9 protein-coding genes and 1 pseudogene are annotated in these 11,739 nt (G+C 69.9%); all 10 read right to left on the reverse strand.

All coding sequences use genetic code 11. The annotated features are described in order from the left end of the window. Positions 1 to 8: 8 nt before the first annotated feature. The gene (locus FDF13_RS13495; RefSeq protein ID WP_137320099.1) at positions 9 to 2,240 is read right to left on the reverse strand and encodes a polyribonucleotide nucleotidyltransferase; all 2,232 of its coding nucleotides are present in this window, start codon (positions 2,238 to 2,240) and stop codon (positions 9 to 11) included. Between the two features lie 340 nt (positions 2,241 to 2,580). After that, entirely contained in the window at positions 2,581 to 2,850 is a 270-nt protein-coding gene (rpsO, locus tag FDF13_RS13500; RefSeq protein WP_137320100.1) for a 30S ribosomal protein S15, read from the reverse strand. 86 nt (positions 2,851 to 2,936) lie between these two features. Continuing rightward, a complete protein-coding gene (locus FDF13_RS13505) occupies positions 2,937 to 3,875 on the reverse strand; it encodes a bifunctional riboflavin kinase/FAD synthetase (protein WP_137320101.1) in 939 nt (312 codons plus the stop codon). A 208-nt stretch (positions 3,876 to 4,083) separates the two neighbouring features. Next, positions 4,084 to 5,016, reverse strand: a complete 933-nt coding sequence (gene truB, locus FDF13_RS13510) for a tRNA pseudouridine(55) synthase TruB (RefSeq protein ID WP_137320102.1) — start codon at positions 5,014 to 5,016, stop codon at positions 4,084 to 4,086. 119 nt (positions 5,017 to 5,135) lie between these two features. Beyond that, positions 5,136 to 6,032, reverse strand: a complete 897-nt coding sequence (locus FDF13_RS13515) for a ligand-binding protein SH3 (protein WP_254668814.1) — start codon at positions 6,030 to 6,032, stop codon at positions 5,136 to 5,138. Between the two features lie 281 nt (positions 6,033 to 6,313). Continuing rightward, on the reverse strand, positions 6,314 to 6,769 hold the full coding sequence (gene rbfA, locus FDF13_RS13520; protein WP_137320104.1) for a 30S ribosome-binding factor RbfA: 456 nt from the start codon (positions 6,767 to 6,769) through the stop codon (positions 6,314 to 6,316). 74 nt (positions 6,770 to 6,843) lie between these two features. After that, positions 6,844 to 9,643: pseudogene (infB, locus tag FDF13_RS13525) on the reverse strand (translation initiation factor IF-2). A gap of 105 nt (positions 9,644 to 9,748) precedes the next feature. After that, entirely contained in the window at positions 9,749 to 10,051 is a 303-nt protein-coding gene (locus tag FDF13_RS13530) for a YlxR family protein (protein WP_137320105.1), read from the reverse strand. Positions 10,052 to 10,115: 64 nt separating this feature from the next. Continuing rightward, positions 10,116 to 11,078, reverse strand: a complete 963-nt coding sequence (gene nusA, locus FDF13_RS13535) for a transcription termination factor NusA (RefSeq protein WP_137320106.1) — start codon at positions 11,076 to 11,078, stop codon at positions 10,116 to 10,118. A 130-nt stretch (positions 11,079 to 11,208) separates the two neighbouring features. Then, positions 11,209 to 11,673 (reverse strand): ribosome maturation factor RimP, encoded by a 465-nt coding sequence (gene rimP / locus FDF13_RS13540; RefSeq protein WP_175406987.1) that lies wholly within the window; start codon positions 11,671 to 11,673, stop codon positions 11,209 to 11,211. Between the last annotated feature and the right edge of the window lie 66 nt (positions 11,674 to 11,739).

The following is an 11,739-nucleotide window of genomic DNA, read 5'->3' on the forward strand; positions in this document are numbered from 1 at the left end:
CCGGCGGCTTACTCCTCGGCCCCGGCGGCGTCCTGGCCGCTCTCGGCGTCGTCCTCATCGGTGACGGGGACGAGCGAGAGCTTGCCGCGGTCGTCGACCTTGGTGATCTCGACCTGGATCTTCTGACCCACGGACACGACGTCCTCGACATCCTCGACGCGCTTGCCGTCGTTGAGCTTGCGCAGCTCGGAGATGTGGAGCAGGCCGTCCTTGCCGGGGCTCAGCGACACGAAGGCGCCGAAGGACATGCACTTGACCACGGTGCCGAGGTAGCGCTCGCCGACCTCGGGGACCTGCGGGTTGGCGATCGCGTTGATCGCCGAGCGCGCGGCGTCGGCGGCCGGACCGTCGGTCGCCCCGATGAGCACGGTGCCGTCGTCCTCGATGCTGATCTCCGCTCCGGTGTCCTCCTGGATCTGGTTGATCATCTTGCCCTTGGGGCCGATGACCTCGCCGATCTTGTCGACCGGGATGCGCACCGAGATGATGCGCGGCGCGGTCGGCGCCATCTCCGCCGGCCCGTCGATCGCCGCGGCGATGACCTCGAGGATGACGTCGCGGGCCTCCTTCGCCTGCTTGAGCGCAGCGGTGAGCACGGCCGCCGGGAGTCCGTCGAGCTTGGTGTCGAGCTGGATCGCGGTGATGTACTCCGAGGTGCCGGCGACCTTGAAGTCCATGTCGCCGAAGGCGTCCTCGGCGCCGAGGATGTCGGTGAGCGCGGCGTAGGCCGTCTGCGGGCCGCTGTCGGTCTGGACGACGTCGGACACGAGGCCCATCGCGATGCCGGCCACGGGGGCCCGCAGCGGCACACCGGCGTTGAACATCGACAGGGTCGAGGCGCAGACGGAGCCCATTGAGGTCGAGCCGTTGGAGCCGAGCGCCTCGGACACCTGGCGGATCGCGTAGGGGAACTCCTCACGCGTGGGCAGCACCGGGACGAGGGCGCGCTCGGCGAGCGCGCCGTGGCCGATCTCGCGGCGCTTGGGGCTGCCGACGCGACCGGTCTCGCCGGTGGAGTACGGCGGGAAGTTGTAGTGGTGGAGGTAGCGCTTGCGCGTCACCGGCGACAGCGAGTCGATCTGCTGCTCGAGCTTGAGCATGTTGAGCGTGGTGACGCCGAGGATCTGGGTCTCGCCGCGCTCGAACAGGGCCGAGCCGTGGACGCGCGGGAGCACGCCGACCTCGGCGGTGAGCGGCCGGATGTCCTTGAGGCCGCGGCCGTCGATGCGCACCTGCTCGGTGAGGATCCGCTGCCGCACGACCTTCTTGGTCAGCGCGTTGAGGGCGCCCGCGATCTCCTTCTCGCGGCCGGCGTACTTCTCGCCGAGCTCGCTGAAGAGGGTGTCGAGGAGGGCGTCGCCGGCGGCTTCGCGCTCCTGCTTGTCCGCGATCTGGAAGTTCTTCGTCTGCTGCTCGAAGGCGAGCTTCTCGACGTCGGCGTAGACGTCGTCCTGGTACTCACGGAAGACCGGGAACTCGACGGTCGGCTTCGCGGCCTTGTCGGCGAGCTCCTGCTGGGCGCGGACGAGTTCGCGGATGAAGGGCTTGGCGGCCTCGATGCCGTCGGCGACGATCTCCTCGGTCGGCGCGGTGGCGCCGCCCTGGACGAGATCCCAGGACTGCTCCGTGGCCTCGGCCTCGACCATCATGATCGCGACGTCGTCACCGACGACGCGGCCGGCGATCGCCATGTCGAAGGTGGCGTCCTGCAGCTGCGAGTAGTTGGGGAACGCGACCCACTGGTCCTCGATGAGCGCGACGCGCACACCGCCGATCGGGCCGGAGAAGGGCAGGCCGGAGAGCTGCGTCGACAGCGAGGCGGCGTTGATCGCCAGGGTGTCGTAGATGTGGTCGGGGTGGATCGACATCACCGTGACGACGACCTGCACCTCGTTGCGCAGGCCCTTGACGAAGGACGGGCGCAGCGGGCGGTCGATGAGGCGGCAGGTGAGGATCGCGTCCGTCGAGGGACGGCCCTCGCGGCGGAAGAAGGAGCCGGGGATGCGGCCGGCGGCGTACATCCGCTCCTCGACGTCCACGGTGAGGGGGAAGAAGTCGAAGTGCTCCTTCGGGGACTTGCCGGCGGTGGTGGCCGACATGAGCATGGTCTCGTCGTCGAGGTAGGCGACGGCGGTGCCGGCGGCCTGCTGCGCGAGGCGTCCGGTCTCGAACCGGACGGTGTGGGAGCCGAAGCGCCCGTTGTCGATGTGTGCGACTGCTGATTCGGGATTGAGGCCCAAGTGAGCTCCGTTCTACGTGCGCACGCCGGATCCGGCGGTGCGCGTGGGGTGGACCGCCGCGGTCGGTGCGCACGGATTGCGCACCCGGTGATTCGGCCCGGTCATCGATCGAGGCCCACGCATTCTCTGTGCTGCGGAGGCCACTACCGATCACCGGCGACGCCGATCCGGCGGGCTCTGACCGTGCCAGTCTATCAAGTGAGGCCGCCGGAGCCGACCGGCCTGTGCCGGCACCCGACAGCGGGCACGCAGGACCCGGATGAATGACACAGGACCCGCTGAGATCTCAGCGGGTCCTGTGGCTTCGGCGCGGTCCGGATGGACCGCTGCGATCATGCGATCAGCGGCGCAGGCCGAGGCGCGCGATGAGCGCGCGGTAGCGCTCGATGTCGACCTTCTGCAGGTAGCCGAGCAGACGGCGACGGTGGCCGACGAGCAGCAGCAGGCCCCGGCGCGAGTGGTGGTCGTGCTTGTGCTCCTTGAAGTGCTCGGTCAGATCCTTGATGCGACGGGTGAGCACGGCGACCTGGACCTCGGGGGATCCGGTGTCGCCTTCGTGGATTGCGTATTCCTTGATGATCTCCTGCTTGATCTTGGGATCAAGAGCCATGGATGTCTCCTCCGGGTCGTTGCGCGGCGCCCCGACCTCGTGTCGTGAGCACTGTGGAACCGCGGCCGGCTGTGAAAAAACGGCGTCTACGAGCCTAGCACAGCGCGGACGTCGTCGATGTCCCGGTGCATCTGGGCGATGAGGGCGTCCATCCCGTCAAAGGTGACCTGGCCGCGGATGCGCTCGATGAACTCGAGCGTCATCCCGGATCCGTAGACGTCGAGGTCGGGGAACGCGACGTCGACGATGTGGGCCTCGACCCGCCGTTCGGCACCGTCGAAGGTCGGGTTGGTGCCGATCGAGATCGCCGCCGGGTAGCGCTCGGGGTCCGCGTCGAAGAAGGCCCAGCCGGCGTAGACGCCGTCGGCCGGGACGAGCCCGGCGGAGTCCGGGGACAGGTTGGCGGTGGGGAATCCCATCTCGCGGCCGCGGGCGTCGCCGTGCACGACGGTGCCGTTCACGGTGTGCGGGCTGCCGAGCATCTCCGCGGCCGCCCGGACGTCGCCCTCGCGGAGCAGGCGGCGGACCTCGGTCGAGGAGAAGCGACCGTGCTCGCCGACATCGTCGATGGTGACGACCTCGAAGCCGTAGGTGCGTGCCAGAGTGCGCAGGGTGTCGATGCTGCCGGCGTTGTCGCGGCCGAACCGGACGTCCTGTCCGACGGCGACGAGGCGCGCGCCGAGCCCCTCGACGAGGTAGTCGCGGACGAACTCCTCCGGGGTCTGGGCGGCGAAGTCGAGGGAGTAGCGCTGGACGAGCACGGCGTCGATGCCGGTCTCCGACATCCGGGCGAGACGGTCGGTGAGCGCGCCGATGAGCTCAGCCGGGGTGTCCGGCCGGTGCACGGTCTGCGGATGGGGGTCGAAAGTCACGGCGATCGACTTGAGCGAGCGCCGGCGGGCGAGATCGCCGAGATCGCCGAGGACGGCCCGGTGACCGCGGTGCACCCCGTCGAAGTTCCCCAGGGTCACTGCCGTGGGACCGAACCCCGCGGGGATGCGGTCGAGCTCCCAGAAAACTTCCACGTCCGTCCTTCCCAGCGCGAATACCCGGTTCAGGTTACCGCATCACCACCGCAGCGCTAGCTCCAGGATGCCGCTACCCGAGGCGATGAGGAGCCAGGCGAACGACCCGATGCAGACTCGACAGACGCTCGTCGTGCTGAGCAACGATCCGAATCCGACCTCATGCGACATCGGGCTCATTCATGCGCGGCCGGCCGCGGCCCGGGTCTCAGCCGTCGGCGCGACCCGGCACCGTGATGCCGGTGGCGGACTTGAAGCGACCCTCGCGCCGCTCGAGGACCGCGATGAGCTCACCACCGGCGATCCCGGCCCAGTGCCCGCCCGATGCCGCGGGTGCCGTGTCGAGGTCGACGAACTTCCCCTGCATGAGCGCGGTCGCCGTCTCCCGGTCCAGGTCGATCACCGGCAGCACGCGCGCGGCCGCCTCGGCGAGCGGCATGAGGGCGGGCGACGGAGCCGACGCGGGGTCCTGAGGCAGCTCGACCGCCCCGGACAGGTCGAACGCACCCACCCGGGTGCGGCGCAGTGCGACGAGGTGGCCGTGGACGCCGAGGTCGCGCCCGAGGTCACGGGCGAGCGCCCGGATGTACGTGCCCGAGGAGCAGGTCACCTCGACGTCGACGTCGACGTGCCCGCGGCCCGCTTCGTCCTCCCCCGGACGGATCGCGCCGACGGCGAACGCGGACACCGTGACCGGGCGCGCCCGCAGCTCGACCTGCTCGCCGGCGCGCACCCGGGCGTAGGAGCGCACGCCGTCGACCTTGATCGCGGACACCGCGCTCGGCACCTGCTCGATGTCCCCGGTGAGCGCGGCCGCCCCGGCGCGGATCCGCTCCTCGGTCACCCGGGCGAGGTCCGCGGGGTCGGCGAAGACGTCCGGGGCGGAGTCGGCGTCGTCGGTCGGCGTCGAGGATCCGAGCCGTATCGTCGCGGTGTAGGTCTTGTCCGCCCCGACGATGTACGTCAGCAGCTTGGTCCCGCGCCCGAGCCCGAGCACGAGCACCCCAGTGGCCATGGGGTCGAGCGTGCCGGCGTGCCCGACCTTGCGCGTGCCGAACCACTTGCGCACCCGCGAGACCACCCCGTGGCTGGTGATGCCCTGGGGCTTGTCGATGATGAGCATGCCGGTGTTCGGGTCCATGACCGTCCTGTCGCTGGGGAGATCGCGCCCGCCGTGAATGGGAGAACCGCTGCGCCGAGGGTATCAGCGCAGCGGTTCCGCCGCCGTGCGGGTCCGGCCCGGGTGGGGGCCGGAGGACATCACTGGAAGGAGATGTGCACGTGGTCGTAGTGATTGGCCGTGACGGAGCCGCGATCCGACATCGGGCGCCCCTTCCAGCCGGTGTAGGAGGCAAAGATCTTCTGCTCCCGGATCACGTACTCGATGTTGAGCTCGGACTTGTTCGCGATGAGGTACTCGGTGATGCGGTCGCCGGTCGAGCCGGTGATCATCACGTCGACGGCGTTGCCGGAGTGGTGGTCCGAGCCCGGGTCGTTGCGGCGGCCGCCGTAGGACTTGACCTCCGGGAAGGCCGCGCAGACCGCACGGTAGCCCTTCTTCGCATTGGCGGTGAGGCCGGACTCGATCGAGGACGACACCGAGCACGGCGAGTTCGACACGCCCTCGGACGAGGAGCCGGACGACGACTCGTCGGAGGACTCCTTCGAGGAGCCGGACGACGACTCGTCGGAGGACTCCTTCGAGGAGCCCGAGGCGGTCTCACCGGAGCGGTCGCTCGAGCGCGAGCTCGACTCCGTGCGCTCCTTCGACTTCGACTTCGACTCCGAGGGGGTCGGCTCGGGCTCCGGGGTGGGGAGCTTCGCCTCGGTCTTCGCTTCCGACGTGTAGTTCGGGTCGTCCTTGAGGGACTCGAAGTACTCCTCGGCGGCCTTGTCCCAGTGCTCCTGCTCGGCGGCCTCGTCGACCGCGGGGGTCTCCTCGGGCGCCTCGGCGGGCGGGGCGGTGGCCTGGTTCTCGGCCTTGACGACGCCGGCGTTCTCGTCCGGCGCGAAGGCGAAGGAGGAGGCGACGATCGCGGTGGTCGCGGCGGCCGGCAGCGCGATCGCGGCGACCATCGGCCGACGCTTGACCGTCTTGAGAACTCCGGTCGCGGTGTTCGGTTCGGCGCTGTGACGCCCCGAAGACTTGCGTCCCATGGCGGAGATGTCACGGACGAGAGTCCGTGCGTTCGCGCCCCAGGAGGGCTTCGGATCAGAGTGCTTACCCAATTCGACTGTCCCTTAACAAAGTTGTAATCGTTCCGTGATCTCAACCGAGTGTAGCCGGGATTCCGGTGATGACAAAACGATAACGACACCTCGTTTCCGTGACATCGATCGCACCCCGGCTGACGAGGCGGAACGCACGCGTCCCCCGATCCGGTGCGGGATCGGGGGACGGGACCGGAGCGGCGTGCGGAGCCGGCCGCGGCCTGTGATCAGGACCCTGCGGTCTGCTCGCCCTCGTCGTCCTCGGCCTTGGGCCTGCGGTACGGGTCGGCGTCACCGGCAGGCTTCGCCTGTGCGGCGAGCCGGGCCACCTCGGCGTCGTGCGCGGCGGCCTTGGCGAGCAGCTCGTCGAGCTCCGCGGCCGCAGCCGGCACCTGGTCGGCGACGAACTCCAGCGTCGGGGTGAGCCGGATCTGCAGACCCTTGCCGACCTCGGACCGGAGCAGCCCCTTCGCGGAGTTCAGCGCCGCCTGCGTCGACGCCAGCTGCTCGTCGTCGCCGTAGACGGTGTAGAACACCGTCGCGTGCTGCAGGTCACCGGTCACCCGCACATCGGTGACGGTGACGAACCCGAGGCGCGGGTCCTTGACCCGCTTCTCGAGCGTGCGGGCGACGATCACCTGGATCCGGTCGGCGATCTTCCTGGCGCGTGTGGGATCGGCCATGATGGTCCTTTCATCGGAGCCGCGCACGGGCTGCGGTGCAGCCCGTGCGCGGATCGGTCGGAGCGGGCGCGAGGTCAGTCGCGCGGCTTCTCCTGCATCTCGAAGGTCTCGATGAGATCTCCGTCGCGGATGTCGTTGAACTTGCCCAGGCCGATACCGCACTCGTAGCCCTCGCGGACCTCGGTCGCATCGTCCTTGAACCGCCGCAGCGACTCGATGGACAGGTTGTCCCCGACGACCACGCCGTCCCGGGTGACCCGGGCGGTGGCGTTGCGCTTGATGATGCCGTCGCGCACGATGCAGCCGGCGATATTGCCGAACTTCGACGAGCGGAAGATCTCGCGGATCTCCGCCGAACCGGTGTGCACCTCCTCGAACGTGGGCTTGAGCATGCCCTTGAGCGAGTTCTCGATGTCGTCGATCGCGTCGTAGATCACCGAGTAGTAGCGGACGTCGACGCCCTCGCGCTCGGCGGCGTCGCGGGCCTTGGCCTCGGGACGCACGTTGAAGCCGATGACGATCGCGTTGTCGACGGTGGCGAGGTTGATGTCGTTCTCCGTGATCGCACCGACGCCGCGGTGGATGATCCGGAGGTCGACCTCGTCGCCGACGTCGATCTTGAGCAGCGAGTCCTCGAGCGCCTCGACGGCACCGGACACGTCGCCCTTGAGGATGAGGTTGAGCATGTCGACCTTGCCCTCTTCGAGCGCCTTGGCGAAGTCCTCGAGGCTGATCCGCTTGCGGCCGCGGGCCTGAGCGGCGTTGCGCTCGATGGCATCGCGCTTCTCCGCGATCTGCCGGGCCGTGCGGTCGTCGTCGGTGGACAGGAAGGTGTCACCGGCGCGCGGCACGCTGGAGAGGCCGAGCACCTGCACGGGACGGGACGGGCCCGCCTCGTCGAGCTGCTCGCCGTTCTCGTCGAACATCGCGCGGACGCGGCCGAAGGCCGTGCCGCAGACGATCGCATCGCCCTGACGCAGGGTGCCGGACTCGATGAGCACGCTCGCGACCGCACCGCGGCCCTTGTCGAGCTTCGCCTCGATCGCGATGCCGCGCGCGGACTTGTCCGGGTTGGCCTTGAGATCGAGGGCGGCGTCGGTGGTGAGCAGGACGGCCTCGAGCAGGTCCTCGATGCCGGTGCCCTTGAGCGCCGAGATCGGGACGAACATCGTGTCGCCGCCGTACTCCTCCGAGACGAGGTTGTACTCGGTGAGCTGCTGCATGACCTTGGCCGGATTCGCCCCGTCCTTGTCGACCTTGTTCACCGCGACCACGATCGGCACGTCGGCCGCCTGGGCGTGGTTGAGGGCCTCGATGGTCTGCGGCATCACGCCGTCGTCGGCCGCGACCACGAGGATCGCGACGTCGGTGGCCTTCGCACCGCGGGCACGCATGGCGGTGAACGCCTCGTGGCCCGGGGTGTCGAGGAAGGTGATGCGACGCTCCTCGTCGTCGTGCTCCACGGCCACCTGGTAGGCGCCGATGTGCTGGGTGATGCCACCGGCCTCCTTCGAGGCGACGTTGGCCGACCGGATCGCGTCGAGCAGCTTGGTCTTGCCGTGGTCGACGTGACCCATGACGGTGACGACCGGCGGACGCGGCTGCTTGTCCTCGGCGTCCTCGGCCTCCTCCTCGGCCTCGAGGTCGATGTCGAAGCTCTCGAGCAGCTCGCGGTCCTCGTCCTCCGGGGACACGATCTGCACCTTGTAGCCGAGCTCCTCGCCGAGCACCTGGAAGGTGTCCTCGTCGAGGGACTGGGTGATCGTCGCCATCTCACCGAGGTGGAACAGCACCGTCACGAGATTCGTGGGATCGGTGTTGATCTTCTCCGCGAAATCGGCGAGCGAGGAGCCGCGACGCAGGCGCAGCGGGGTGGTGCCGTCGCCGCGCGGGACCGAGACGCCGCCGACCGACGGAGCCTGCATCTGCTCGAGCTCCTGGCGCTTGGCGCGCTTGGACTTCCGTCCGCGAGCGCGACCGCCGCCGCGGCCGAACGCACCCTGCGTGCCGCCGCGACCCCGGCCGGAGCCGCGCGGGCCGCCGGGACGGCCGCCGGCGCGCGGAGGACCACCGGGTCCGCCGCCGGGTCCGCCGGGTCCGCCCCGACCGCCGCCGCGCGACGGGGCGGGCTTGGCGAGGGCGGAGTTCTTCAGCAGGCCCGGGTTGGGGCGCGGAGCACCCGGACGCGGGCCGGGCTTGGCACCGGGCTTCGGGCCGCCCGGACGGGGCGCACCCTCGACCGAGGGCTTGGGGCCGGGCTTGGCACCAGGCTTGGGCATCCCCTGCGAGGGCGCGAAGGGATTGTTGCCGGGGCGGGCGCCGCCGCGCTTGCCGCCGGGTTTGGGCATCCCCTGCGAGGGCGCGAAGGGATTGTTGCCGGGACGGGCGCCGCCGCGGGGCTTGGGGGCCGGACCACCGGGCTTCGGGGTCTCCCTTGGCCGCCGGCTTCGGAGCGGGTGCGCCGGGCTTCGGCGCGGCCTGCGCCGCCGGGCTCGGGGCCGGGGCGGCGGGGCCGGGGGTCGCCGCCGGTGCAGGCTTCGACTCGGCCGGCTTCGCCTCGGCCGCGGGAGCGGCGGGTGCGGGCTTGGCGCCCGGGGCTCCGGGCTTCGGGCCGGACTTCGCTCCCGGCTTCTGGGCGCCGGGCTTCTGCGCCGCGGACTTCTGGCCGGCCGGCTTCTGCTCTGCGGTCTTCTTCTCCGCAGAGGCGCGGCCGGCCTGGTCGCCGTAGGTCTCCTTGAGCTTGCGGACGACCGGTGCTTCGACGGTGGAGGATGCGGAACGGACGAATTCGCCCATGTTCTGCAGCTTCTCCAGGACGTCCTTGCTTGTTGTGCCGAGCTCCTTGGCGAGCTCATGGACACGGGGCTTTGCCACTTTTCTCCTGTCCGGGTTCCTTCCCGGACAGGGAGGAACCTCATTACCGGGTAGCAGTCATCTCACTGCTCACGACCGTCAGTGTGGGGTGTCATTTCTGAGCACTCACTGGTTGGTTTCCATCTGGTGTACCCGCTCTTCTGTCGAATGGTGGATCCAGCGCGGGATCTCCGGGGGCTCGATGCGAGCCACACGGAAGGCCCGCGCGAATGCATTCTTCTTCCGTGCCGCCTGCCAGCACTTCACCGTGGGGTGGATCCAGGCTCCCCGTCCGGGGAGCCTGCGACGGACGTCGACGACGGCCTGCGGCGGATCGCCCCGCTGCACGGTGAGGCGCAGGAGGGCGGACTGCGGTCCGCGTCGTCTGCACGCAATGCACATCCGGGTGGGATCGACTGCGTGAGGCACGCCGACCAGTCTACATCACCGCCGGTGCCGGGCCGCACGACGCCCGGTTGCAGCCGCTCCCGGGTCACTCGGCGGCGACGATGTCGATCTTCCAGCCGGTGAGCTTGGCGGCGAGACGGGCGTTCTGCCCCTCCTTGCCGATCGCGAGCGAGAGCTGGTCGGCTGGAACGGTGGCGCGCGCCACCTTGAGCGCGCGGTCGAGCACCTCGACCGAGGAGGCCCGGGCCGGCGACAGCGCGTTGGCGACGAACTTCGCCGGGTCCTCGCTGTGGTCGACGATGTCGATCTTCTCCTGGCCGAGCTCGGCCATCACCGAGCGCACCCGGGATCCGAGCTCGCCGATGCACGAGCCCTTGGCGTTGACGCCGGGCACCGTGGCCCGCACCGCCATCTTGGTGCGGTGGCCGGCCTCGCGGGCCAGCGCCACGATCTCCACGGTGCCGTCGGCGATCTCCGGGGATTCGTGGGCGAACAGCTTGCGCACGAGGTTCGGGTGCGAGCGGGACACGGTGATCGAGGGGCCCTTGAGCCCCTTGTGGACGTCGGTGACGTAGACCCGGATGCGGTTGCCGTGGGAGTACTGCTCGCCCGGCACCTGCTCGTGCGGGGGCAGCACCGCCTCGACCTCGCCGAGGTCGATCTGGATCATCCGCTCGTCGCGGCCCTGCTGGATGACACCGGAGACGATCTCTCCCTCGCGGTCGCGGAAGGAGCCGAGCACGGACTCGTCCTCCACATCGCGCAGCTGCTGGTGGATGATGTTCCGGGCGGCCATCGCCGCGATCCGGCCGAAGCCGTCGGGGGTGTCGTCGAACTCCCCCACCGGGGTGTCGTCGTTGTCGAACTCGACGGCCCAGATGACGACCTTGCCGGTCTTCGTGTCGAGCTCGGCGCGGGCATCGGGGTAGGAGCCCTCGGTCTTGAGGTAGGCGTTGAGCAGGGCCCGCTCGATGAGTTCGACGAGCGTGTCGAAGGGGATCTCCTTCTCGCGCTCGATCAGTCGCAGGGCGCTGAGGTCAATGTCCATGATGATGTCCTCCGATCCGACAGCATCGGTTCTGCCCGGCTGTTCACTTGTCGAGTATGCAGGTGTGAGACCCCACCATAGTCGAACGGCCGCAGCGGCTGAACCGCCGTCGAGCCGGCTCGACGGCCTCTCAGCGGAAGCGGAGGACGACCTCGGCGTGCTCGATCTCGTCGAGCCCGAGGACGACGGGCTCCCCCGTCTTCTCCTCGTGCACGGTGACGGCGGCGTCGTCGACCTCGGCGAGCTCGCCGCGCAGGGTGCGGGCGGCCGTCCGCACATCGATGGTCCGACCGCGCACACGGCGGAAGTGGCGGACCTCGCTGAGCGGGCGGGAGGCGCCCGGGGAGGTGACCTGGAGGTCGTAGGGATGGTCGTTGAAGAGGGGCAGCTCGTCGATCTCCTCGGACACGATCCGGGTGGCGAGCGCGATGTGCTCGAGCGACACCGGGTCCGCGGTGTCCTCGGGCAGGTCGATCATCACGGTCAGGGTGCGGTGCCGGCCGGCGGCGACCGCCTTGACCTCCTCGACGACGAGTCCGGCGGCCGCGAGCGGGGCGGTGATGCGATCGATGACGGTCTGCTGGTCCTGCGCCATGTCCGGCCTCCTCATCTGCAGTGCTGCACGTCAACCCCCAGGGTAGTTCACGCTACGATTGGGCCC

It is taken from the genome of Brevibacterium sp. CS2, assembly GCF_005280295.1.
GTDB lineage: Bacteria > Actinomycetota > Actinomycetes > Actinomycetales > Brevibacteriaceae > Brevibacterium > Brevibacterium pityocampae.